This window comes from Maridesulfovibrio sp., assembly GCF_965230075.1.
Taxonomy (GTDB): domain Bacteria; phylum Desulfobacterota; class Desulfovibrionia; order Desulfovibrionales; family Desulfovibrionaceae; genus Maridesulfovibrio.
This window is the reverse complement of record NZ_OZ245945.1, coordinates 4,227,748-4,251,802: the sequence shown is the minus strand read 5'-3', so window position 1 is coordinate 4,251,802 and position 24,055 is coordinate 4,227,748. Positions and strand designations below refer to the sequence as shown.

Sequence of the window (24,055 nt, the reverse complement as noted above, 5' to 3'; positions counted from 1 at the left end):
AAATAATTATGAATACTCGTGATGATTTCAGCAAACCGGATTGGTTTGCTAATTGGAAGGTTTTTCTGATTTTTGCAGTGCTTTCATTTGTTTTCGCGTTTGGATTGCGTGCTATGGAGCTGCCGAAATGGGATAATCCGGCTTTTATGGTTGATGGCGAGTATATTATGGGTACGCATGACGCATACGCATGGCTTGCCGGAGCTAAAGGAATAGGCAAAGCGGCTACTAACCCGATGTCTGGATTGGTGCGGATGCTGGGCTCTGTTACCGGGGCTAATTATGGGAATATAGGGTTCTGGCTACCGGCAGTGTTTGCAGGTTTTACGGCTGTTGCTGCTTTTGCTTGGGGGGTACTTCTAGCCGGACCCTGGGTTGGGGTGTGTGCAGGTGTGTATGCAACATCAATTCCCATGTATTTCTACAGAACCCGTTTGAGTTATTATGATACTGATTTGATAACCTTGTTGTTCCCGTTAATAATTTGTTTGTTGCTAGCTAAATGGCTTACATTCGGGATTCGAAAATCATGGTTTCCTTTCAGTGAAAAGGTTGAAAAATTTAAGCCCACAGTATGGGAATACAGCTTACCTGTTATTGCTGGGGCATTTATCTGTTTTGGTAAGTTTTGGCATGCAGATGTGCTTACATTCGGCTTGTTTTCAGTTTTAGCTGCCGTTTTACTCATATTAATATGTGGGACCAAAGATAATCGCCCTATATTACTCCGAGGGATTTTCCTTTTAACACTTGCTGCTTACTGGGGTGTTTACGGAATATTGGCTTCTATTTTATTCATTATTTTGGGCGCTAAATATGAACCAAAGTTAAATTTTAAATTTGCTAATATCTATATATGGCTTGCAGCAATTGCAGCTGTGATGCTTATTGGAGATGCCGGATTACAGATATGGTCTCTTTCAGAAAAAGTAATTTCATATTTGAAGCCAGTAAGTGGCGGCAGCAAAGGAACAGTGTCCGGGATACATTATCCAGGAATTGCACAGAGTGTAATCGAAGCCCAAAATATTAAGTGGAGTGTTTTGCTCACGAATTTGGCTGGCAACGCTTATTTGGCCGGGTTGGGCCTGCTTGGTTATGCGTTTCTCTTGTTTCGTCGACCTAGTGCTCTCTTCTTTCTGCCTTTTGCTGTAATGTCACTGGCAGCTGTAAAGATAGGTGGGCGATTCTCCATGTTTGCAGGTATTGTTATAGGAATGGGAGGGGCTTATTTATTATATTGGCTTGCTTACAATTTCTTAACGTTCAGAAAAAAGCAGTCAATGTGTAAAGCTTTTGCTTCGTTATGTATGATTGTTTTTTTGCTTGCTAGTGTTTTGCCGGATTATAGAAAGGTTTTGCCCTCACCAATCATTTATCAGGATCATGCTAAGGCTCTAATTGCTGCGGAGAAATTTGCTCCTGAAAACAGTACCTTTTGGACCTGGTGGGACTGGGGATACGCGACAATGTATTTTACTGGAAGGAAGTCATTTGCTGACGGTAGTAGGCACGGCGGACGGTTGTTGTTTCCCCTTGCTTTTGCATATAGCACTCCTTCGTACAAACAGTCGAATCAGTTTATCAAATATTGCGCAGCTCAAAATGGTAATCCTGCTGAAGTATGGGACAAAATGGAAGTCAGCCGTTTTCAGGAATTAATATATTCAATGGGTTCTAAGTCGTTGAATTACAGCAGCGAGCCAAAGCAATATATTGTTACTAGCTGGTCGGATGTTCGGCTTGCTTATTGGATTTTGTATTATGGCTCAATCGATGCCGCTACTGGTAAAGGGACTCATCCAGAGGTTTCGCGAATCGGGACAGCTTTCAATCTGGATAAAGAAAAAGGCAAACTTAAATTCCATGATGGTGCTATCGTCCCAATATCGGGGTATGATATTGCAGAAAGAGGGAGAGGGGAGTCTAGGAGTTATCCTGGATCTGTTGGGCCATATTTAGTTTTTAATACAGCAGTTAGTCAGGGTTTTTTAGTTAATGATTTTGCGCGTAACAGCATGCTGCTAAAGCTGCATTTGTGTAATCCTGCAGATCCTGCAGTTAAGAAAAATTTCAAGATTGTTTATGATGGTTATCCGATGGTTAGGATTTATGAAGTGATTTAATTAGTTTTAGGCTTGTTTTTCAGAACGAGTTCTTGTAAGAGTTTCTTATAAAGTTGTGAAGTGGGTTGAAAACATGGGGTTTTCAGGCACTCGCACGTAACATGGAGAGTTTTTCATTATGAAAAAACTTATCGGTATTTTTACAGTACTGCTCATGTTTGCTGCTTCCAGCGCATTTGCAGTAACTGCTGAATACCCCGCTTACTACAACGGTTCCATCGGTGGCGACGCTGCCCTGTACGGTACCGGTGCTGGTAACAACGGTACTCAGCTGTTCTTTACAGGTCTTGGTCTCAATGCAACCACCAAAATTACAGGTAAAACTCAGGGTACTGTAGTTTTCCTTTCCAGTAACATTGCTGGCGTTGCTAAAACCTTCCGTTTCTACGTGAACTCCTCCGCTAACGGCGGAATGTTCAACGGTACCATGTCTTTCACTAACGGTTCTGATACCCGTTACAGAGACTTCGGTAACAACACCGGTGGTGTAGCAGCTGGTCACATCAACTTGGCATTCGACCAGGATTTCGGTCCTGTTGCTGGTCTCACCACTTTCGGTCCCGGTAACAACACTCTGAACGCAACTTCCTACTTCGTACCTGCTGGTAACTACCAGATGATGGTTGGTCTTGCTAACGCATCCTACAACACCACCGCTATTGGTGCTGCTCGTTACAAGCAGGATGCTGTTGCTACCCCTGGTCGTGGTCTTTCCATGCCCATGGTTTACCAGAATGGTACTTTCAAGAATGCAGCTTCCACTACCTGGGCTTACTACGCTTACGGTACCAGAAAAGCTCAGCCTGTAACCATTTATGGTGAAGTTACCATCAATGACCTCACTGGTGCTAACAACGCTCAGGTTTCTTACTACCTGCAGAATGGTACTGACGGTACCAGCAAAGCTGACCAGACTTACACCTACAACGCTACTGGTCTGACCAAAGGCACAACCGGCGGCTACCTGCACCTCGCAAAGTCCAAAACCGGTTACCTTACTCTGATCCAGAACGGTACCATCAACAAAGACGAAAACATGATCACTGGTTTTGTTAACACTGGTGACCAGCGTCTTTTCGCTGTAATGGTTAAAGATGCTACCACTATCTCAACTGACGATGTTAAGAATCGCGCTTTCAACCTGGTTTACGCAGGCTCCGGTATTGCTAACCAGGAACTTGGTAACGCTACTGCAGGTATGATGCAGTTCACCGCTGATAAAGACCTCGGTCTCCGCGGTAACGCTCGTTTCTGGACTGTATCCGCTGCTGGTGCAATGACCAAGCAGGCTGCTGATACTTCCCTGAACGGTTACTCTGCTGCTCTGGCTTCTACTTCTCAGTTTGTTGTTAACCAGTCCAACATGACTATTTACGGCACTGACGGTACTACCGTTGCTGGTTACTTCTATGGTAAACAGTCTGCTGATAAAGTATTCTCCGTAGGTATCTACGAAACCGTTGCAACTGAAGCAACTTACCGTTCCCTCGCATTCCTGATCCCCACCGCAGCAACTACTGCTCCTATCGCAAACTCCGGTTATCAGGATAACGCTACCATGACTGATGGTACTGTTACTGTTCAGCTTGATCACAACAGCACCGGCTATACCCAGACTGCTCTGAGAACACAGTGGACTGGTCTGCCTTCTGACTTTACTCCTCTTACCGACGTTAAAGGTTACGGTGTAACCTCTGCTGGTAAAATGGCTAACGGTAGAGACTGGTACTACACCGCTTCCTTCCAGATGACTGGTGTGGGTGGTAACATTGAAAACCTGCGTCTCTACAAAGTCATGATTGACGGTTCTACCGTAAACAACCTGACCTACGCTGACTCCGCAGAAACCGCTACCGACGGTGCATGGTGGATCTCCAAGAACCTTGGTGACACCTACATGGGTAAAGATTCCATTCTTGATCCTACCGTTGAATACTACGTAAACTGGGTAGTAAAAGATAACGGTTCTTACGACACCAACAACACCAAAGATTACGGTATTGTTGACCCCGTCGTTCTCGGCTCCGTTCCCGGTTCCTCCAGCTCCTCCGGTTGTGTATTCAACCCCGCAGCTGGCTTCGGTCTGGAATGGCTGCTTCTGATGCTTGCTCCCATGGTTGCTATCGTACGTAGCCGCTTCAAGTAAGCACCAGCTACTGGATTTAAGTCCACGTAGATAAATATAGAGGGCCGGCCTTTGGGTCGGCTCTCTTTTTTAGTAATTAGCAAATTTAAATTAAGGCAATTAATCAGATCAGTTTGGTATGAGTGTTATTCCGTATAGAAGAGATATAGACGGATTGCGCGCAGTTGCTGTCTTGCTTGTAGTCTTATCTCATGCTCAATTTAGCTTCTTTGAGGGAGGATTTGTCGGGGTTGATGTCTTTTTTGTGATTTCCGGCTATTTGATCACTGCGATCATGGTTGCAGAAATTGATAAGGGAATCTTCAGCTTTAAGAAATTTTATCTCCGCCGAATCAAACGGATATTCCCAGCACTTATAGCAATGCTGGGAGTTACAACTTACGCAGCTCATAATATCCTGCTGCCAGGACAGTTGCAAAGCTATGCAAAAGCCCAATTTGCTGCTTTGCTTTCATGTGCTAATTATTTTCTATGGAAGTTCTATGGTGGATATTGGCGTGGTTATTCAAAAGAATTCCCATTAACTCATACTTGGTCATTATCTGTTGAAGAACAATTTTATTTTATCTGGCCAGCAGTCTTTCTATTAGCATACACATTTATCCCTAAACGATTTCATAATAAAATTTTAGGGCTAGCTTTTGTCTTTTTGCTTCTTATTTCCCAATATCTGATCAAATATCCAGAATTTGCATTTTATATGATCCCGGCGAGATTTTTTGAAATTTTTATGGGAGCTAGCGCTGCTTTAATTTTTCGTAAACCGATTGAATTAGATACATTAATCAAAAATTATGTGGTTTTTTCGACACGCATAGCGGGTCTTATTTTAATTTTATACGCCAGTATTTTTTATAAAGAAGGATTGCCATATCCTGGTTTCAATGCCTTAACTCCGTGTCTTGGAACTCTTCTTTTGATTCTTCCCTTTAGCCGGGATGATTCCGTAGTTACAAAGCTTTTCTCCTCTACTCCTTTTGTAGGAATCGGCAAGATTTCGTATTCATTATATCTTTGGCATTGGCCTATTTTTTCATTGATAGCTTATTCGGGACACTCTGTCATTGAGTACAGGGTTCCTGCGTTGATCGGTAGTTTTTTGCTTTCCATTGCTTCTTATTTTGTTGTTGAACAACGATTTAGAAGAATTAATATTTCATTTTGTACTGCATTCGTAGGCATAGTCTTAGTCCCAATTTGTTTGAGTGGGGTATACCTTAATGGCGCAAAGGATGATGGATTTTTGGACCGCTATACTGAGGAAAATCGTGTCATAGTAGAAGCTGTTTCAAGGTTGAATAAGCCATACAAGGGAGCCCAACTAGGAAAAGGGTCACCAACTAGTTCACATCTTGAAAATGCTAACACGATTTGGGCTTACGGTAAGCCTGGGCCTGTTCAGGCTTTGTTAGTTGGTGATTCTCATGCGACTGCAATCAGGCCTTTTGTGGAAATGATGTGCGAGCCCTTAGGAATTAAGGGATTGCAAATTTCACGTGATAGCACCCCATTTTTACTTAATGTTGACTTTTATGATCGAGATATTCTCGGTGATTTGGTACTGCGCAAAGATAAGCGCGAAATGAATGAATATTGGCGTTACCTAGTCTTAGAAAAGAAAATTAAGTACGTTTTTATAGCTGCTTTTTATTCATCAAGAATCTTTTCAGATCCTGAGAACCCTGAGCGCATGCTTCATGATAACGTTCAAAGGAGTTCTGATATAGTCGCTGATAATAAGCTAAGTTTTTATTGCGGACTTCGTGATACGGTCGAATTTCTCACAGATAATGGTGTCGTCCCGGTCATTTTTAAAGATATGCCTTATGTACGGGAAAGGCTCTCGCTTAACTATGTCAAAAATAATTTATTTGGCTCCGATTTAAAAACCGGGATTCCTTGGCGTGAGATAGAAAGCCGTCATGAGTTTGAAGATTCCGTCATCGATAAGATTAGAGATCAATTTCCGAGTGTGGTGGTTATTGATCCCAAAAAAATTCTCAAACCACTTGTAACTGAAGGGCAGTTTTATCCAATAATCAATGGTGTTCCCCTTTATCTAGACAGTAACCATGTAAATCGGCATGGAGCGATAGTGCTTGGAAAAGAATGGATTTCTGCGTTCGGAAATCCGCTTGGTTCTGCGAATTTTTTTAAAAAGACGAAGTTAAGTAATCTCAGAGTGTTCGAGAAATAACTCACAAAGTAGATATTGCCATTATGTGCTAAGTCAACTAACAAAGATTCATCAAACGATTCGACTGTTACGTAGATAAAAAAACTGTGTAACTTTACTATAAAAAAACGAATTTATAAGGACAAAAAAATGAAAACTGCAGTAATCGGAACTGGCGCAATGGGACAGCACCATGTTCGGCTTTATTCTGATATTAAAAACTCTGAACTTGTTGGTGTCGTTGATCACGATGCAAATCAAACAGATAGACTTTGCGCTCTTTACGGTGGGCGTGCTTACACTGATTACCGTGAAATGATTGAAAAAGAAAAGCCGGATGCCGTAACCATCGCTCTCCCCACCTCCTTTCATCATCAAGCTACCATGGATTGCCTTGACGCTGGAATTCATGTGATGGTTGAAAAGCCGATCGCTAAGACTGTTGATCAGGCAAAAGAGATGATTACTAAAGCTAAAGAAGTCGGATGTGTGCTTAAGGTTGGCCATATCGAAAGGTTTAACCCCGCAGTGACTCAGCTGAAGGAAAGGCTTGCTGATGGACAGCTTGGACGTATTTTTACCATTCATTCAAGACGTCAGTCTCCTTATCCCGGTCGTATTACCGATGTTGGGGTTGCAAGCGACCTCGCGACTCATGAGCTCGATATGATGCGTTATATCGCGCAGTCAGAAGTACATTCAATGACTGCCGAAATTTCTAAGGTTATGAATACTGACAACGAAGATATTGTCTTTGGACTTTTGAGATTTGAGAACCAGATTCTCGGAATACTGGACGTAAACTGGGTTACACCGACAAAGATCCGTGAAATTTCGGTAACTGGTGAAAACGGTATGTTTACTGTCGATTACCTGAACCAGAATTTGACTTTTAACTCCAATTACGCAGCTGAACAGAACGTTAACCAGAGTGATTGGTTTAAGGCTAAGTTTGGCGTTGCTGAGGGCGATTTCACGCGCTTCAGGGTTGAAAAAAGAGAACCTTTGCGTGTTGAAATTGAGTCATTTCTCAACTGCTGCGAGAACAGTACAATACCTCTTGTAACTGGTGAAGACGGACTTAAAGCTTTGGATCTTGCTCTTAAAATTGTCGATAATGACTACAATTGTGGCTGCAAGAAAATTAGCGTTTAATATAAAAAAATAAAAACTGTCGTGACTTGATTTGAGTCGCGACAGTTTTTTAATTACTCCAGAGATATGACTTAAATAGTCTTATCATTATTGGTTTGAGACAAACCCATCGGCTACTTCTTTTCAGTATTACATGTATAGCCTAGTTCTCGTAAATTTAAGCCCGTCAGCATCTCTGTTCTAGCATTAGAATCAGCATATACTTTTTTTAGTTCATCCTTAATTGAGTTTTTGTTTCTAAGATCTAATTTCTCATTTGCCTTCTGAATGAATGACGATTCCGGCAGAAATGAGAGAAGATTACCGGCAATTCGGAATAAGAATTTAACTTTCTTTTGATCGGTATAATCTTTGTTCGAAGAAATTTTTTTAAGAAATTTATCTAAAAAATGGAAAGTCTTAGGGAAAACTCTCAAACACATGTAGTAACTGAAATCTTTTGAAAGTATTCCGTTTGACATATGCGTCGCAACTATATTGTTGACCAAGCGATTTAGCCCCAAGCTGGCATTGGACAAGTCGGTATTACTTGGTTCCAACATTTTTGGAGTTAAGTTTTCTTTCCGGAATTTAACTCCGCATTTTTCAAAGAAAGTTCTTTCATATTCATGATTAGCGCCAAAAAGCAGCTCAAAAGGGACGACAGCAACATTGTTCTCGCCAAATAATTTTTGATAATATTCAATGATGTGATCATATTTATACTTAGAAAAAATGGAACTCTTGCCAAAAACATCTACACAGGGTGAGTTCATCTTATATATAAAATCTTGTATACAAAGTGGCCCCCCTATCATGACATAATATCTGTACAAGGATTCAACTGTTGCAACTTGTTCACGAATCGTCATAACAATCTGCACTTTGCCGAAGACCGCAAAAATACGATCAGCAAGAAGCTTGGTGTCTTTCCCTGAATACATATCGCCAGAGAGCAGTTCATGGCTGAGAAGTTTAATTTTGCCTTTTCCCTCTGTCCCACTACAAATTTTATTGAATTCTGCTTTAAAATATTCCGCGTTAAATTCTAATGGAGGAGTGGAGATTAACTCGTCAACCAGTGCTCTGATTTCTGGGTTTTTAGAAGGCTTTGCAATGCTATAAATTTCAGGAAAAGCATTAAACATATCCTGGATATATGTAGTCGCTGTTTTGGGAAATCCAATATGTATAACATCAACCATCATTGCCTCTTTTTTTAAATATTTCGATCAAGATAAGCGTTGCAGTGCAGGAAACGATTCGATTGAATAATTCTTGCGTTTACAAAATCGGTTGCGTCAATTTAATCTGGTCAAAGCCAGTAATCAAAACATCCCGATCAATGCTTATTAAAGCTGAGGAGTTTTCGCTAGAAAGTTTTTTACTCTAGTGGCCACAGATTCTCTAAATGGGATTAAATTTTGAGTAGCAATGGGATATTCCACATATTCCCCTCCCCATTTCTTTTTAAAGAAAGCAATTCCTTTTTCCTTAGGAGTTTGTGGGTCAGGATTAATTCCTGCGAAATCGAAATTAACAGCGCCTATAGCGCTCGCATCAATCATCGCTTGCCAGTGCAGTAAGTCCTGAGCGGGAAGGCGTTTTTCCATTGCATAATCAGTCAGTCCATATCCAAATGAGATTGCACTCTTGCCATTAACGAAAATCCCTAAGCATGCGACGTAATTTTCCTCATGTTTCGCGAGATAGTAAAGCATCCCAGGGGCGCAGTTGTTTGTCCATCTGGAATGGAATGTATGATATTCTTTGGACTCTTTCTTAATTTCGCTGACCACTGGAACATAAATGTTCTTATAGTCATTCCAGGAATCTATTTTGATTGATTCTATGCCTAGTTTTGATGCCTTACGTATAGTGTTTCTCACCTTGCTAGGTATTTTTTTGAAAATGGCATCCTTACCTTCTGGTAAGTGCAGTATGTATGTGCCCCACTTTGTGATGGAATAACCTGCATTTTCAAACGATGTTTTTGATGGCATCGGGGTGTTAAAATTGGGGATAATGCGAATGTAGGTCCCAAAGTTCTTAATAGATAATTTGTGTAAAAATTTAAAAACTCTTTCCTCTATTTGTGAAGAAGCCCCTTCTGAAAAAATTGGTCCGTGCAGACAATCTAAGTATGGAAAAGGAAATTTTTTGGAGTTCTGCATACGATCATAATAATTCATGACCATGATCAATGCTTGGCAAACAATTCTACCTCTACTCCTAACCCTCAAAAAAATTGGTTTAGACTTGGTAGTTTCATGGTTCAGATGTGCCATACCTGTACTTTGGTAGTAAGTAGGACAGGGGCTATTGGCAGAATTCCAAGAGTTCCAATCTATCGGCGCTTCAGAGAGGCATTCAAATTTGAGGCTCATTACTGTTCCTTTAGTTTATGTAGAAGCTTATGAATAAAATTTATGTAATAAAAGTCTGTTAGTGATTGTTGAATGTGGTTTTGCGACATCCTTATTCGATCTATTGAGGCTCATAAAGTGCGTTTATTTCACGGCATAGATTTGTCATGAAGAGTGTTGATGGAATAAGTCTCTATATAATGTCGTTTGTGTGTTTGATGTATTCAAGATATGGCAAATTTTATCTAATTTGTTGTTCTCGATTATATCGTATGGGTCAAAGTAATGAGTCAGGAATAGATTATGCTCAGCTATGACCTGCATAGTTTCAGCAAACTCATTAACAAAGAGTTCGTCATCACCGAGGAAAGGTTTATTCTTTCTGAGCATATTCCATGAATCAAAAATAGCTAATGGAAAGTGTATACTACAGCCTGTTGGAATCTCGATAATTCCATGGGAGTGCGTATAAGGAGCACCATAACCGTTGTATGCACTGGCGGCACTTGAACTGCTGTATTTATATCCTAGCTCTGCCAGTATAGGGTAAACACTTTCTGTGTGAAGATTACCATAATGCGGGGTTCGAAAACCAATACATTCTATCCCTAAGATTTTGTGGAAAACCTCATGTGCTTTCTCTATTTCAGCTTTTTGTTCAACGTATGTCAGTTTGTTGAAATAGCGCTTTGGTGCCCAGTGCGGATTGTCTGGGTGAGTATATGTATGGTTTATTATCTCATGGCCTTCGTCTACGGCACGTTTATGGATGTCCGGGTACTTTTCAACAAATTTACCAATTACTGCGAAGCCAGCCTTGATTTCATGCTTTTGAAGCATGTCGAGCAATAGAGGGAATGCATCTATATCTTTTTCGAAATCGAAATCGAATGTCAGCGCATATGTGGCTTCTTTAAACGGGTTCTGCTGCTTTTTCATGTAGTTTATGAAGTAGCTTTCAGGACATGTCGCGTGGATTACGCGACGGGCGAAATATGCCAGGTATCGGTTTTTTATCGGTCGAATCAAAGGACTCCACATCACTGAAGCACTCCTGCTTCATAAAGTTCTATTTCGTCACCAAGCGCTTGGCCCAGTACAACACCACCACCTAAACGTATTTCGGCCTCTTCGGGAGTGTCGTACTGAGGGTGTTCGTACGTAGCCTGATGGACTGCTGCAAAAAATTTTACAATTTCATTTTTATCGATTTTAAGGTCATCAATGACATCCCAGACTTCATGGGGGTGTTTGATTTTAACGTTGTTTTTGCAAATGCTGTAAAAAGGATTTCCAAGACAGATAACCGGAGTTCCTGAGCCAACACATTCAATTCCTGCAGAAGTAGATGATGCAACTACAACAGCCTTGCTTCTGAGAATTATGTCTCGTGTTGGAAATGATGGAGGGAGCATGACGACGTTGGGCAAGTTCGCGAGCTCTTTATAAAAAGCACTGCTTCTATTTCCGAAACATGCTGGATGTTCTTTGATTACGAGTTTGTAGCCATACTTTCCATGAATTGCGATTTGTTCGAGCATATGTTCCTGATTTGCAAACTCAGGAACTTGTGAGCACATGGAGGCTTCAGGAGTAAGCTGCAGAAAATAAGAAATAAAATCGCCTTCGGGTAATTCGTGTGTAAAATACCCAGTCGACTGGAAGCGGTTTTTCATCTTAATTAATGCCGGAGCAAGAGAGTCCCCGGTTCGAATCCTTTTGAACTTGTCTTTTATTTGTGCCCATGAATAGCTCGGAAGCATGCGCCCCATTTTGGTATGGTACTTATCAAATTTGGATTCGGGCTTTTGGTCCTGGTATTTAGCAACAGCCTGTTCTGCCCACTGAAGGCTTTCAGCGTTGAGTTCACCAGTGTTATAAACATGAGTTATTCTTTTACTTACTTTACGTAGGCCGGACGTTATTCTTAGTCTAAGTTCTCCGCCGAGAGTAGCAACTTCTTGGGTAAATGCCTGCTTGATGATTCCTTTTTGCGCCATCCCTTCAAGGATCATGGTTTCAGTTCGGTCGATGGTTTCAAAAACAGCATAGTCAACGTGATGCTTTTTAATAATATCGGTTAGGAATTGATATTCAAACAGTACTCGCTGAGGGATAGTACTGTTTGGTCCAGTGTGAACTGGTTTTGTTACATAGCGATTTACAAATTTTTCGTATAAAAGATAGTTGATATTGAATCTGTAGCAATTGATATCAAGTTCTTTTTCAATGTCTTTAACTTTCTCAAGTTGTTCTTTAGTAAGGTGGCTGCTGAGCTCAACCAACGTGTCTCTGTCGTGCCACTTTTCAATTGTTATTCCTTCAATAGGTGAGTATTTGTCTATGTTAAGTTTAGATGCTACGACAACAACATTATATTTGTCTTTCAGCTCGTTGATAGCTTCTATGAAAAATAAATCGCATCTTTCGCGACTCATGAATAAAATCGTTGGTTTGCCCATTATCAGTTTTCCTTGGTCCTTATCTTCAATAGATAGTTTGTCTCTTTAGCTGCTCTAACTACGGATATGCTTTAAGTCTTGTCGTTAAAAAAGCCCCAGAACAGGGAATCAGTCCATTCACCGTTGGTGAAGTGGGTCTTCTTATGACGGCCTTCAAGTTCAAAGCCGAGCTTGGTGAACATTTCTGTTTTCTTGGTGTCAAAGGCGTAGATTTCCGCCCAGACCTTGACCAGATTGAGTTCTTCAAACCCATATTTGATCAGTGACTTAGAAGCATCCACAGCGTAGACATCGTCAATGTAAAGGTCGTCAGCACCGATGTAGATTGAAAAGTCGGCATTGCGGTTGACCCAGTCGATATAGCAAAGTCCGCACGCTCCGAGCAGTCTGCCAGAGCGGTCAAGGATGGCGAACATTCTGGTGCCGGGGTCGTTCATAACCAGCTTTTCATACCAGTTCTGCTGATGATCCCAGCTCAGTTCCCTGTACTCTCTAAAGTAAACTCTGTTTTCGGGGCGATTCCGCCACTCCATGAGCTGCTTCAGGTCATTCCGTTCGATGGCTCTTAAAATAGTGTGTTCACCGGTAAGCATAAATCACCTATGCCTTGATATCGTCTTTGTAGAGGGCGTCACCGCTGCTTTTGGCGGTGGTCAACTCTTTGCCGATGAGTTCTTCCTTCATGTAGGGAGGGAAGCTGTCTGCAGGAGCAGGGCGCAACTCAATAAGATCGTCGGCGGTGATGACATGTCCAGCGGGCAGGGCTGTGGTCGTCCTGATAGCTCTGCGTTGGAGTACAACGGTTTCTTTCTCGTTGTCTTCCACAACCTTGGTGCCAGAGCCCATGGCGAGTCTCATTTCTTCGGAGCGGTCAACCATGGTTCTCCAGGCTTCGGGAGTCATGGAGAAAGCGTGGTCCGGACCTTCGCGGTCATTATCATCAGTGAAATGTTTTTCAACAACCCTTGCGCCGAGAGCAACTGCGCCCAGAACAGAGCTGTCACCCTTGGTATGGTCACTCAGTCCGAGGACCAATTCGGGGTACATCTGTTTGAAGGTGTTGAGCACATTCAGGTTGATGTATTTAAAGTTCTCAACAGAGCCGGTGTAGTTGGTATTGCACTGCATGAGCACAACATCCTTGGTGTGCTTGAGGATGGCGTCCATGGCTCTTTCAACATCGTGGATGTCTGATGCTCCGGTTGCCAGAAATACAGGTTTACCCTTGGTAGCCATGTATTCGATCAGCTCTATGTAGGTAATGTCGCCGGAGCCGATCTTGTAAGCCAGCACATGGTCATCAACTGAATCCACCAATTCTCTGGAGTAAGGGGAGGTGAAGAAGTCAATTTTAGCTTCGTCACAGGTCTTTTTCAGTTCTGCGTTCCAGTCGGTGTTAATAGCTGCGTCTTCGTATGTTTCGTATACAGATTTCTTCCATTTTTTCTGGTGCGACTGCTGGGTTCCGATGTCTTTGAAACCATAGTCGCTTACAATGGTCTTTGCTGCGAAGTGCTGGAATTTTGCTGCATCCGCACCTGCTTCAGCTGCTTTCCAGATGAGTTCTTTGGCGCGCTCGAGACTCCCGTCGTGGTTCGCGGCAATGTCTGCGATGAAGTAGACGGGAGAATCTTTTGAAATTTTAGTCGGTCCCATGAAAATTTCTTTATTGTACTTCATATGGCAACTCCATTGTTCTGGTAATGTTTGCAAAGTGTTTCGATTACTTTTTCAAGGTTTGGGAGTTCATATCCAAGCAGTTTTTCAGCTTTAGATACGTCTAGACCAAGACTTTCGTTGCGGATTACGCCGTTTGCTTCCTTCGGCATAGGTCCGCATTTAGCTTTATCTGTTGAAAACCCGAGCTTTTCGGCAAGGGTTTTAATGAAAATTTCTTTACTTGCCACCTCTGAACTGGCGACGTTGAATACACCTGTCGCATTTTTATTCAGCAGGTCAAGCAATATTTCCGTAAAATTGTATACATCAATGCTTGAAGTGTAGAAGTTGTCGAAAAGAGTTATGGATTCCTGCTTTTCTAAAGCGGAAATTACCCATTCAACAAAGGTATTTGCTTTTTTTCCGGGTCTGAACCCAACAATATTTGTTCTTAAAACAAGGGCGTTGTTATCCTGAAGAGCAAATTGTTCACCGACAAACTTGGTGGCAGCGTATTCATTGCAGAGATTTAACGGAGCGTGCTCGTCATGCTTTGTTGAACCGTTCCCTGTGAAGTAGTGGTCTGTTGAAATGTAGCCGTACTTGGCTTCATTGCTTTTTGAGTATTCGGCAAGTATGCGGGAAACCCTTGCATTGCATTCGTAGCTAAGGCCCGGATTGTTCTCGCAGAATGCCAGATCAATAATAGCCACCGTATTGATGATGGTGGCAGGATTGACAGCAGACAAGGTTTCTTGAAGCTGCTTGTCATCTGTTACATTGATGCAGATGTCCGCATTGCTGCGCGCTGCACCTTGGACAGAATATCCTTTAGCTTTCAGCCCGGACATAAGTGCCGAGCCGAGCATTCCGGTACTGCCGAGAATCAGGAAATCAGTTTTCATCTCCGGCTCCTGCACGCAGTTCTGCTTCTTCTGCAAGGGATTTTGCCAGCCCTTCGTCGCGGTTGATGTGCGCATTGATCTGTAGCAGTTCTGGTGTTTCTTCAACAAGGTCAACAACATCCTGCATCCTGAAGTCAGGATTTACCGGCAGCAGCGCTTCAATCACTTTTTTGATGAAAGTGAAATCCTCCGGATCGTCCACAGTCCAGCGCATATGTGAGTAATCTGCACTGTTCTTCCATGATCCCATTTTGAAATTATCAGGATTGTCTTTGACGTACAGGGTCACATGTTCTCTTTGTGATGGCAGTTCTGCTTTTTTGTATGCCTCTGTCAGTGCTTCCATGCTGATAATCTCAGCATCAAGACCGTCAGGAAGGGTCGCTTCCAGACAGTTGGAGGCATAATCGTAACCGCCCTGAAAGTAGAAGTCTGCAAGAATATCAAGCATGTCAGGATCAATTACAGGGCAATCTCCAGTTAAACGCATAACGTGCTTGCACTTATGTTCTGAGGCCGCTCCGTAGTAGCGTTTAAGGACATCATTTTCATCTCCTCTGAAGACAGCAACACCAAGTTCGCGACCCAGCTCTGCAGTAGGGTCGTCTTCCTTGTTCGTTGTGGTCGCCAGAACCACTGAGTCGATATGTTTAGCCTTGAGGACCCTTTCAATCATGATTTGCAGGAGCGGTTTTCCCGCCACCTGCATCAGGATTTTTCCCGGAAGTCGGGTTGAGGTCATTCTGGCTTGAATAATTGCTGTTATCTTCATGGCTGATTAGGTGATCCTTTTAAAGCCTGTGCCGGATTTGCGGCCTTCCATGCGTGTGTGAACTTCACCTTTTTTCATGGCCTCTGCGATGCTTTCAAAGCTGCGGGTGGTGGCCTCAAGGTATTTGTCCACTTCTTCAAAGGTGTGGGCGAACATGGAGTAGTAGATGTTGGAAGCAAGGAATCCTTCGTCGCGCATCTGCTGGATATGCAAAGCCTTAAGGGAGAGCGGGTCTTCCTCTTCGAAGTTAAAGTGGCTGAGCGGGGGGATTCCTCCGCAATGGACTTTGAGTCCGGCATTGTCGGCGGCTTTCTGCCAGCCGGACTGTATTCTGGTTCCCAGCTCTACAAGGTGTTCATGCACATTGTTTGCGATAAATTTCTGTATGGTGGCCAGAGCGGCTGCGGGGCCGACCCGTTCAGTCCAGTTGGTGCTGCTGATGAATGTTTTCTGGGCAGCTTCCATGACTGACTTTTTACCGATAATGGCTGACATGGGATAACCATTACCGATGGCTTTTGAGAAAATAGCCATATCCGGTTCACTGCCGAGAGTCAGATGGCTGCCGCCGGGGCAGATTCTGAAACCTGCAGAAATTTCGTCAAAAACAAAGACAGCTCCGGCTTCTTTAGCCAGTTCTTTTACCTTGTTCAGGAAACCTTCATCAGGATGGATATTCCTGATCGGCTCCATGACAACAGCAGCAATCTCGCCTTTGTTTTCAGCAAGGATTTTTTCCAGCTCTTCGGGTTTATTGTATCCGAAGGGCAGGGCGGTTCCGGAAAGCTGGCTGGGTACGCCGGCAGGCTCAAGCCCCGGAATAAGGTGCCCTTCCAGGGCGTCATCTGTTTTTAGATTGGCGGCAAGATACCAGTCATGCCAGCCGTGGTAGCCGCAGAAGGCGATTTTATCACGCCCAGTGCTGGCCCTTGCAATCCTGACCGCAACAGCCATAGCTTCGCCGCCGGTGCGGGCATACCTGACCATATCCGCCCAGGGGTGGATGTCGCAGAGCAGTTCTGCCAGTTGGATTTCCTCATAGCAGTTAAGGGAAGAAGCAACGCCGTTCTGAATGGCTTTGATGACTGCGCTGTCAACATCCGGGTCGTTGTAGCCAAGGACGCAGGCACCGATGGCGGAGATGCTCATATCAGTATACTGGTTACCGTCCAGATCCCAAACCTGAGAGCCGGAGGCTTTGGAGTAGTATGCAGGCCAGACGCCCATGGAAAACATATCCGGTCGTTTGGAAAGCAATTGGGTCATTCCGGGAATTCGTTCTTTGGCTTTTTCCTGAGCCTTAAGTGATAAATCTAGTTTCTTCATGTCTAAACTCGTTTTAGTCCGTTTTGGGCTGCGCCTCGGACTGGTTGCTGTAGAAATATATAGTAATTAGTTCCAAAGAACCGGGTTAACCAGTTTCTCCGGGACAGAATCAAAGGTTGTGCGGATCTTGTCCCTCAGGGAATCAGGGCAATCAAGGCTGAAAGATTTAATGTTCTCCTGCATCTGCTCCGGTAGCTCTGCTCCAACAAGAATCTTTGCTTCGGGATACGCCTTGGCAGCGTAACTTAAAGCGAGTTCCTGAACAGAAATCCCTGCATCTGCTGCGATTTTGGAAACCTCTTGAATGTAAGGGGCTGCAAATTTCATGTGCTCAGGAAGATCTTCAGGATTCATGAAAATCAGCCCCTGAAGGAAAACAGAGCGTACGTATATGGACTTCCCTTTTTTGCAGGCAAGGTCGAAAATGCCTTCTTTTTCAAAGCGGCGGTCAAGGATGTTGGAAGGGATCTGAATCAGGTCGACTCCGTCGGTTTCAATGGCCAGCCGGGCGTTTTCTGGGGAATATACTGAGATTCCAATATTATCGACCAGACCTTTAGCGCGGATTTCTTCGGTCTGTATGCCGATTCCCTTGTCCCATTCAGTAAGGAATTCTTCCTTATGGACCATGTAGCCGTAAAATTTATCCAAGCCGATATTTGCAAGAGAGCTGCGGACCGCCTGCTCCATATTGCCGGGTTGCAAGATGTCAATCTTCGGATCCGGTTTGCTGATAATCTTTGCTTCCCTGCCTCGGTCCAGATTTTTCAGAATTTTTCCAAGAAGAGTTTCGCTGTTGCCGTAGATTTGTGCGGTATCAAATTCGCGTCCACCGTTTTTCCAAGAGATGGAAACAATGCTTTCAGCGATTTCGCGGCTGGGCTGGCCTGTCTTGTTGGCAATGCCGTAGTTCATTCCGAGTTGGGCTGTACCAAGTACAAGGCGTGACATATCTGTCTTTGACATTGCTATCCTTTAGCTGCCGCAATGGCTGATCTGGCTGTTTCAACGACTCTGTTTATGTCGTCGTTGTCCATACCGGGAAATATGGGCAGGGAAATAATACTTTCATATTCCTTTTCAGCCACAGGACACATTCCTTTATGGGTGTTGAATCTCTTTTTATAAAACGGATGTAGGTGTACAGGAATGTAATGTACCTGTACTCCTATGCCGTGTTTACGAAAGTAGCTGAAAATTTCTCGTCTAAGAGAATCGTCTGTTTTGACAACATATAAATGAAAAGCCGGATTTACATTGTCCGGTTTTCCAAGTGGGGTTATCCCATCAATTTCAGCAAACAACCTGTCATATATGGCGGCCAGCTCACGTCTGCGGGTTACCCAGTCCGGCAATTTGTTCAGCTGACTCAGTCCCAGAGCGCACTGGATATCCGAGATTCTGTAATTGAATCCCAGATCCTCCATTTCATAGAACCAGTCCGGACGTTCTTTAAAGTCGGCATTTATTCCGTGGTTTCTGAACCGGGTCATACGCTTTCTGTATCTTTGGTTGTCAGTAACAGCCATTCCGCCTTCAGCTGTTGTTATGTGTTTTACGGGGTGAAAGCTGTAGGTCGTGATGTCCGCTAGTGAACCTACAGGAGAACCATTATATTTTCCCCCGAAACTGTGACAAGCATCTGCCGCAAGGAACAGTCCGTGCTCATCTGCAATTTTACGTAAGGCAATGTAGTCACAAGGGCTCCCTGCGTAATCAACAGCGATAATCCCTTTAGTCTTTGAGGTGATTTTCTTTTCCACCTCGACAGGATCAATGAGCAGGGTGTCCGGGGCAACATCGGCAAAGACCGGAGTTGCCCCCATATATGCCACGCAGTTTGCTGTGGCGGCAAAGGTCATGGGTGGCAATATGACCTCGTCGCCTTCTTTGATGTTGAAAGCGAACATTGCCGCATGCAGCGCAGCTGTACCACTACTGACCGCAACGCCGTATTGAACTCCTGAAAGCCGGGCTACAGCTTCTTCGAATTCATCGACATTGGGGCCTGTTGTCAGCCACCCGGAGGTGAGGGCATCGGCAACAGCCTTAAGGTCCTGCTCATCTATGGATTGGCAGCCGTAAGGAATGTATTTAGATTTGCCCACGGGTGTCTCTAGTGGTCAATTTTGATGGTTGAAACCATTTTGATCAGGCCTTCTTCATCCACCCAGTCAACGTTGCTGTCAGAGGTGTATTCAAAACCTTCAGCAACGGGCGCTCCGCCGATCATTTCTGCGTGGGTGGTCATGAATTCGGAGTCTGGCTTGATTACATAGTAATCATCAAATTCAGCTGTGTTGCGGGCATCATCAGCAGAAATCATCATTTCATGGAGTTTTTCTCCGGGGCGGATACCGATGATTTTCTGTTCGCAGTCAGGCCCCATGGCTTTAGCCAGATCTGTAATTTTCATGCTCGGAATCTTCTGAACAAAAATTTCACCGCCGACCATTTTTTTAAAACCGTCGAGAACAAACTGAACAGCGTCTTCAAGAGTGGTCCAGAATCTGGTCATGCGCGGGTCGGTGATAGTCAGGGTACCGGTCTCTTTCTGCTTTTGGAAGAGGGGGATAACGCTGCCGCGGCTGCCCACAACGTTACCGTAACGGACAACACTGAACTTGGTGTCTCCGGATGCTGCATAGAGGTTACCAGCAACAAAAAGTTTGTCAGAGCAAAGCTTGGTGGCGCCGTAGAGGTTTGCGGGGCTTACAGCTTTATCTGTGCTCAGTGCGATTACTTTTTTTACACCCACATCGATGCAGGTGTTGATGAGGTTCTGGGCGCCGATGATGTTGGTCTTGATAGCTTCAAAGGGGTTGTACTCTGAAGCGGGAACCTGTTTCATGGCAGCAGCGTGGATTACGTAGTCAACGCCACGGAGTGCACGATAAAGTCTTTCCTTGTCGCGAACATCACCGATGAAGTAGCGCATGCAGGGAAATTCTTTATCAGAAAATTTCCGGGACATTTCGTACTGTTTAAATTCGTCACGGCTGTAGATGATTAATCTTTTAGGAGAGTATTTTTCTAGGATCATCTTAGTGCATTTGTGCCCGAATGAACCTGTTCCGCCAGTGATTAGAATGGTTTTTCCAGTAAACATTATATTCTCCTCTTAACCCTTAAGGGTTGATTTATCTTCAATAAGGCGGATGCCTTTGTCTTCAATTCTATATACCTTGTCGCACTGCTCGATAGTGGAGAGCCTGTGTGCGATAATAATCAATGTCTTGCCTTCGCTGACCTTGAAAATATGATCCATGATCCGTTTCTCGGTCTTGCTATCCAGAGCAGAGGTTGCTTCATCAAGAACCAGCAGGTCTGGGTTGCCGTAAATGGCTCTGGCGATGGCGATTCGCTGTTTCTGGCCCCCGGATAATTGCGATCCGTCTTCACCTACCGGAGTGTTGATCCCCTCATTCTGCTCGAGGAACGGGGTGAGTTCGGCCTTGTCGAGAGCGTCTTTGATCAGGTCTTCGTCAAGGGCACGGCCAAAGGTAACGTTTTCAGCTACGGTTGAATCAAAAAGATATATTGATTGCGGGATGTAGCCGATTTTTTCACGCCATGTGAGCATGTTTTTTTCGGTCAGTCCTTCGCCGTCAACATCAATGCTTCCGGAGAAGGAGGTGTACATTCCGATTATAATGTCTGCAAGTGTGCTTTTGCCTGCGCCGCTTTCTCCGATCAGGGCTATCTTTTCGCCCTTTTTGATATCCATGGAAATATTCTTAAGCACCAGCTCTTCAGTGTAGCCGAAACTCATTTTCCGGATGCTGATATGCTTATTGAATTCCAGAGGACCGTTGCCCAGTTTGTGGGTGACGATATTGAGGTCATCGTGGAGCAGGTCAATACTCTTGGTATAATAGAGCATGTTGTTGTAGCTGCTCAGAATGCGGTTTACCGAGGGCAGCATGCGATACATGGCCAAGGCAAACAAAGAGACTATGGGAATGATAGTCGCTACGTTTTGTCCATGCATAAGTGCGTAAATGATCGCAGCGATGAGCAAAGAGAAGCCGATGCTTTCCAGCGAAAGCCTTGGTACTGTGTTGTAGGTGTTGTTCATAACCATGGCGTTGACATATCCCTGACCGGATTTGTTCAGGGCTTTGATCGCAGTCTCTTCGCCTGCCATGAGTTTGATGAATTTCAGGTTGCTCAGGGTTTCGCTGATTGTCCGGTAGTATCTTTCCTGAAAATGGTTGCGTTTCAGGCCTTCCCGTTTGATCAGGCGTGAAATCACCTTAACCAGGAGTAGGACCATCAGGCCGAGAAAACCGGTCAGGATCAGAGTTACTTTCCAGTTAACCACAAGCAGGGCGGTATACAGAAAGGAAGAAACAAACAGTTCAGAAATCAGCAGCAGCAGGGAATAGAAGAAAAGTGCTGCATTATTGGTTTCAGTAATCAGCTTTTTGGAAAGATCGGAGCTGTTCCGGGTAGTCATATCCTGGTATTTGATATGAACATAGTTGGAGAATATTCTTGTGGCCAGAGAGAGAAAAACTCCCTGTGAATATCTCTGGATAAAGTACATGTAGCAGAGGTTGAATATTCCTCTGGAAACATAGAAACCGATCAGTACAAATCCGAAAGTGACAACAAAAGATTGCACATCACTGAATCCAAGGAGGGTGTAGGCAAAGTGGTAGTATTTATTGTCGGTAACCAGCGAAAAATCACTGGCTACTGAAATAAAAGGCAGAATAGCAGAGATGCCTACAGTCTCAATACCTGAGATAAGGATGGACAGAACAACCAGCCCGAAAATGCTTCTTTTCTGGGCTGTAGTTAAAAGTCCCTTGATCTTGTTGATCATAATAGAGGGTAAATCCTTTTCTTAATCTTCAATCTCATAATCATTCATGTACCAATCCACAGTCGTCTTCAGACCTTCCTCAAGAGGGACTTCCGGTTCATAGCCAAGCTCTTTCCATGATTTGGAAATGTCGGAAAGGCGGTCTGTGACTGCGTCCCAGTTGCGGCGCTCTTTGAAGACGATTTTAGAAGATGAGCCTGTGAAATCAAGGATCATTCTGGCAAGGTCGATGATTTTTGTCGGCTTGCCGGTTCCACCGTTAAAGATATCACCGTCAGCAACATCAGAAAGAGCGGCAAGGGTCAGCAACTGTGCGGTATTGCCTACAAAGGTGAAATCGCGGGTTTCAGTACCGTCCCCGGTTATGAAAAGAGACTCGCCCTTGATGGCCCGGACGATGAAGTTGGGGATAACATTGCGATAGGCGCCATGCGGCTCGTAGGGGCCATAGGTGTTGAAAACTCTGATGGATACAGCCGGAATATCAAACATGGAAGCGTAGTACTTCACGTACAGTTCTGCGGTGTACTTGTTGATGGCATACGGAGTTTCGTGGGGGTAAATATAGTCGTTCTCGTTCATGATGGCGGCATTCCCGTAAACGCATGAAGAAGAAGTGTAGACAAATTTTTTCAGCCCCTTGTTTTCCTTGCAGATCTCCAGCAGATTCATGGTGCCGATAATGTTGGCCTGCACATCCTTGAAAGGGTGGTCCACGGAGTTCTGATTGGCGAAATGAGCAGCTAGGTGGAAAACATAGTCAGGCTTGAAATCGTCCATTTCAGTTCGATAGGTCTCTATCTGTCCGATATCAGCTTTAACAAAGGTGATCCGCTCATCATCGGGGAGATAGTTTTTATAGCCGGAGGAAAGGTCATCAAGAACCATCACCGAGCTGGCTCCGGCTTTGAGCAGTCTTTCAATCAAATTCAGTCCGATGGCACCTGCGCCGCCGGTTACAAGCACTTTGGCATTATTCATTGAAAAGGGCCTCACGAATGTTTTCGTAGCTGTTGTTCATGTTGTAGAAATTTTTTCCTTCGTTACGCAGTTTGGCGAGTTCCGTTGAGTCCAGCCTGCGAACAAGGGCGGCAATGGACGGAACATCGGCACTATCAGCCACCAGCAATTCTTTCTGGATATCGCGTACAATCTGGGTTGTGGTGGATGAAAGCGGACTCAGGGCCACTACCGGTTTGCCCGTTCCGATGTAGTCGGCGAGCTTGGAAGGAAAAAAGGGTGAATCCTTGAGCGGGGCATCAATGACCAACAGGATGTCCGCTTCGGAGAGGACTTCAATGGAATCCAGATAAGGAACAGGATCAAAGAATTTGATCAGTTCAGGGCATTTTCTTTCTGCCAATTGACGTTCTTCTTCTTTCATGCGTCCATAGAAGTGAAATTCGAGATTCTGCGGTTGCACTTTGTTGACCGCTTCAATTAGCGGCGCAGCAGAACGCAACCCGTAAATATTTCCGGTATGGGCGATGATCTTTTTCTGCGGTTCGCTTTGCCTGCGTGTGTATAGGTCCGGGTCATAGACATGGGGCAGGACTTTGATCTTATCCTGATCTGCACTCAAGCCTTTTACAAAAAGGTCCTTGGTCTTTTCTGAGGTGACCGTGATTGTGTCTGTCCTAGAAATGACCGTTTTTTCGTACATCTTGTTTAGCTTGCGCTGGAGTCCGGTGCGATACGAAAGATATGGGTTCAGGGTCCATGGATCAGAAAAATGTGCGGTCCAGTGCAGATTGCGATCAGTTTCCTTAACTGCCAGCCCGGCCAGATGGTTCACCAGCGGGGTGGAGTGAGTATAAAGAGCGTCGATCTGAAATTCTTTAATCAGTTTGATTGCCGCATTGGCTGCAGGGAATTTCCACCAGAATTTACGGTCAGTGATTTCCAGTCCGCCGCAGAGATAGTGCAGCCATTTTTCGCCGGGGAGTCTGTTAACTCGATGAATGGTCAGGTTTTCATGGTCCCGGCGCAGTTTCGGGTCCAGAAATTCAAAGTCAGGACTTTCGCAGCAGGTCAGAACATGCACTCGGTGTCCATTCTGGGCAAGAGTCAATGCACGACGTTGAACCTGAATGGATTCCGGCGAAAGAATCGGCGGAAAATCATATGTTATGAACAGGATGGATTTTTTCAT

General features: G+C 44.2%; 19 protein-coding genes. 4 read left to right on the top strand and 15 right to left on the bottom strand.

Features of this window, described 5'->3' with window-relative positions; translation table 11 throughout:
* The first annotated feature begins 8 nt into the window (after positions 1-8).
* The 4 genes from ACO05Z_RS19155 to ACO05Z_RS19140 all read left to right on the top strand — a co-directional run bounded on the left by ACO05Z_RS19155 (position 9) and on the right by ACO05Z_RS19140 (position 7,603).
* On the top strand, positions 9-2,126 hold the full coding sequence (locus ACO05Z_RS19155; protein ID WP_421903791.1) for an STT3 domain-containing protein: 2,118 nt from the start codon (positions 9-11) through the stop codon (positions 2,124-2,126).
* A 118-nt stretch (positions 2,127-2,244) separates the two neighbouring features.
* Positions 2,245-4,272: a hypothetical protein gene (locus ACO05Z_RS19150; protein ID WP_421903790.1), complete on the top strand. Its 2,028-nt coding sequence runs from the start codon at positions 2,245-2,247 to the stop codon at positions 4,270-4,272.
* 118 nt (positions 4,273-4,390) lie between these two features.
* A complete protein-coding gene (locus tag ACO05Z_RS19145; protein WP_421903789.1) occupies positions 4,391-6,469 on the top strand; it encodes an acyltransferase family protein in 2,079 nt (692 codons plus the stop codon).
* 129 nt (positions 6,470-6,598) lie between these two features.
* Positions 6,599-7,603, top strand: a complete 1,005-nt coding sequence (locus tag ACO05Z_RS19140) for a Gfo/Idh/MocA family oxidoreductase (protein WP_421903788.1) — start codon at positions 6,599-6,601, stop codon at positions 7,601-7,603.
* 113 nt (positions 7,604-7,716) lie between these two features.
* Here the strand turns inward: ACO05Z_RS19140 and ACO05Z_RS19135 are convergent, their stop codons facing one another.
* The 15 genes from ACO05Z_RS19135 to ACO05Z_RS19065 all read right to left on the bottom strand — a co-directional run bounded on the left by ACO05Z_RS19135 (position 7,717) and on the right by ACO05Z_RS19065 (position 24,055).
* Complete coding sequence (locus ACO05Z_RS19135) at positions 7,717-8,787, bottom strand: hypothetical protein (protein ID WP_421903787.1); 1,071 nt, start codon at positions 8,785-8,787, stop codon at positions 7,717-7,719.
* Positions 8,788-8,934: 147 nt separating this feature from the next.
* Positions 8,935-9,969 (bottom strand): hypothetical protein, encoded by a 1,035-nt coding sequence (locus ACO05Z_RS19130; protein WP_421903786.1) that lies wholly within the window; start codon positions 9,967-9,969, stop codon positions 8,935-8,937.
* A 144-nt stretch (positions 9,970-10,113) separates the two neighbouring features.
* Positions 10,114-10,989, bottom strand: a complete 876-nt coding sequence (locus ACO05Z_RS19125; protein ID WP_421904202.1) for a polysaccharide deacetylase family protein — start codon at positions 10,987-10,989, stop codon at positions 10,114-10,116.
* Entirely contained in the window at positions 10,989-12,410 is a 1,422-nt protein-coding gene (locus ACO05Z_RS19120; protein ID WP_421903785.1) for a hypothetical protein, read from the bottom strand. The genes ACO05Z_RS19125 and ACO05Z_RS19120 overlap by 1 nt, the downstream gene beginning before the upstream one ends.
* A gap of 71 nt (positions 12,411-12,481) precedes the next feature.
* Positions 12,482-13,003 (bottom strand): GNAT family N-acetyltransferase, encoded by a 522-nt coding sequence (locus ACO05Z_RS19115; protein WP_421903784.1) that lies wholly within the window; start codon positions 13,001-13,003, stop codon positions 12,482-12,484.
* A 7-nt stretch (positions 13,004-13,010) separates the two neighbouring features.
* On the bottom strand, positions 13,011-14,090 hold the full coding sequence (locus tag ACO05Z_RS19110; RefSeq protein WP_421903783.1) for an N-acetylneuraminate synthase family protein: 1,080 nt from the start codon (positions 14,088-14,090) through the stop codon (positions 13,011-13,013).
* A complete protein-coding gene (locus ACO05Z_RS19105) occupies positions 14,087-14,974 on the bottom strand; it encodes an SDR family oxidoreductase (RefSeq protein WP_421903782.1) in 888 nt (295 codons plus the stop codon). The genes ACO05Z_RS19110 and ACO05Z_RS19105 overlap by 4 nt, the downstream gene beginning before the upstream one ends.
* Positions 14,964-15,746 (bottom strand): cytidylyltransferase domain-containing protein, encoded by a 783-nt coding sequence (locus ACO05Z_RS19100; protein WP_421903781.1) that lies wholly within the window; start codon positions 15,744-15,746, stop codon positions 14,964-14,966. Before ACO05Z_RS19100 ends, ACO05Z_RS19105 begins: the two co-directional genes overlap by 11 nt.
* A 6-nt stretch (positions 15,747-15,752) precedes the next feature.
* Entirely contained in the window at positions 15,753-17,072 is a 1,320-nt protein-coding gene (locus tag ACO05Z_RS19095) for an aminotransferase class III-fold pyridoxal phosphate-dependent enzyme (RefSeq protein ID WP_421903780.1), read from the bottom strand.
* Positions 17,073-17,138: 66 nt separating this feature from the next.
* On the bottom strand, positions 17,139-18,038 hold the full coding sequence (locus ACO05Z_RS19090; protein WP_421903779.1) for an aldo/keto reductase: 900 nt from the start codon (positions 18,036-18,038) through the stop codon (positions 17,139-17,141).
* A gap of 2 nt (positions 18,039-18,040) precedes the next feature.
* A complete protein-coding gene (gene pseC / locus ACO05Z_RS19085; protein ID WP_421903778.1) occupies positions 18,041-19,180 on the bottom strand; it encodes a UDP-4-amino-4,6-dideoxy-N-acetyl-beta-L-altrosamine transaminase in 1,140 nt (379 codons plus the stop codon).
* 8 nt (positions 19,181-19,188) lie between these two features.
* Complete coding sequence (gene pseB, locus ACO05Z_RS19080) at positions 19,189-20,181, bottom strand: UDP-N-acetylglucosamine 4,6-dehydratase (inverting) (RefSeq protein ID WP_421903777.1); 993 nt, start codon at positions 20,179-20,181, stop codon at positions 19,189-19,191.
* 12 nt (positions 20,182-20,193) lie between these two features.
* The gene (locus ACO05Z_RS19075) at positions 20,194-21,903 is read right to left on the bottom strand and encodes an ATP-binding cassette domain-containing protein (RefSeq protein WP_421903776.1); all 1,710 of its coding nucleotides are present in this window, start codon (positions 21,901-21,903) and stop codon (positions 20,194-20,196) included.
* 21 nt (positions 21,904-21,924) lie between these two features.
* Positions 21,925-22,884, bottom strand: a complete 960-nt coding sequence (locus ACO05Z_RS19070; protein WP_421903775.1) for an NAD-dependent epimerase/dehydratase family protein — start codon at positions 22,882-22,884, stop codon at positions 21,925-21,927.
* Positions 22,877-24,055: a glycosyltransferase family 4 protein gene (locus tag ACO05Z_RS19065; RefSeq protein WP_421903774.1), complete on the bottom strand. Its 1,179-nt coding sequence runs from the start codon at positions 24,053-24,055 to the stop codon at positions 22,877-22,879. Before ACO05Z_RS19065 ends, ACO05Z_RS19070 begins: the two co-directional genes overlap by 8 nt.

Excerpts from the sequence above, each read along its gene's own strand:
- ACO05Z_RS19155 (WP_421903791.1), top strand. The coding sequence starts at position 9 with ATGAATACTCGTGATGATTTCAGCAAACCGGATTGGTTTGCTAATTGG.
- ACO05Z_RS19150 (WP_421903790.1), top strand. The coding sequence starts at position 2,245 with ATGAAAAAACTTATCGGTATTTTTACAGTACTGCTCATGTTTGCTGCT.
- ACO05Z_RS19145 (WP_421903789.1), top strand. The coding sequence starts at position 4,391 with ATGAGTGTTATTCCGTATAGAAGAGATATAGACGGATTGCGCGCAGTT.
- ACO05Z_RS19140 (WP_421903788.1), top strand. The coding sequence starts at position 6,599 with ATGAAAACTGCAGTAATCGGAACTGGCGCAATGGGACAGCACCATGTT.
- ACO05Z_RS19135 (WP_421903787.1), bottom strand. The coding sequence starts at position 8,787 with ATGGTTGATGTTATACATATTGGATTTCCCAAAACAGCGACTACATAT.
- ACO05Z_RS19130 (WP_421903786.1), bottom strand. The coding sequence starts at position 9,969 with ATGAGCCTCAAATTTGAATGCCTCTCTGAAGCGCCGATAGATTGGAAC.
- ACO05Z_RS19125 (WP_421904202.1), bottom strand. The coding sequence starts at position 10,989 with ATGTGGAGTCCTTTGATTCGACCGATAAAAAACCGATACCTGGCATAT.
- ACO05Z_RS19120 (WP_421903785.1), bottom strand. The coding sequence starts at position 12,410 with ATGGGCAAACCAACGATTTTATTCATGAGTCGCGAAAGATGCGATTTA.
- ACO05Z_RS19115 (WP_421903784.1), bottom strand. The coding sequence starts at position 13,003 with ATGCTTACCGGTGAACACACTATTTTAAGAGCCATCGAACGGAATGAC.
- ACO05Z_RS19110 (WP_421903783.1), bottom strand. The coding sequence starts at position 14,090 with ATGAAGTACAATAAAGAAATTTTCATGGGACCGACTAAAATTTCAAAA.
- ACO05Z_RS19105 (WP_421903782.1), bottom strand. The coding sequence starts at position 14,974 with ATGAAAACTGATTTCCTGATTCTCGGCAGTACCGGAATGCTCGGCTCG.
- ACO05Z_RS19100 (WP_421903781.1), bottom strand. The coding sequence starts at position 15,746 with ATGAAGATAACAGCAATTATTCAAGCCAGAATGACCTCAACCCGACTT.
- ACO05Z_RS19095 (WP_421903780.1), bottom strand. The coding sequence starts at position 17,072 with ATGAAGAAACTAGATTTATCACTTAAGGCTCAGGAAAAAGCCAAAGAA.
- ACO05Z_RS19090 (WP_421903779.1), bottom strand. The coding sequence starts at position 18,038 with ATGTCAAAGACAGATATGTCACGCCTTGTACTTGGTACAGCCCAACTC.
- pseB (WP_421903777.1), bottom strand. The coding sequence starts at position 20,181 with ATGTTTACTGGAAAAACCATTCTAATCACTGGCGGAACAGGTTCATTC.
- ACO05Z_RS19075 (WP_421903776.1), bottom strand. The coding sequence starts at position 21,903 with ATGATCAACAAGATCAAGGGACTTTTAACTACAGCCCAGAAAAGAAGC.
- ACO05Z_RS19070 (WP_421903775.1), bottom strand. The coding sequence starts at position 22,884 with ATGAATAATGCCAAAGTGCTTGTAACCGGCGGCGCAGGTGCCATCGGA.
- ACO05Z_RS19065 (WP_421903774.1), bottom strand. The coding sequence starts at position 24,055 with ATGAAAAAATCCATCCTGTTCATAACATATGATTTTCCGCCGATTCTT.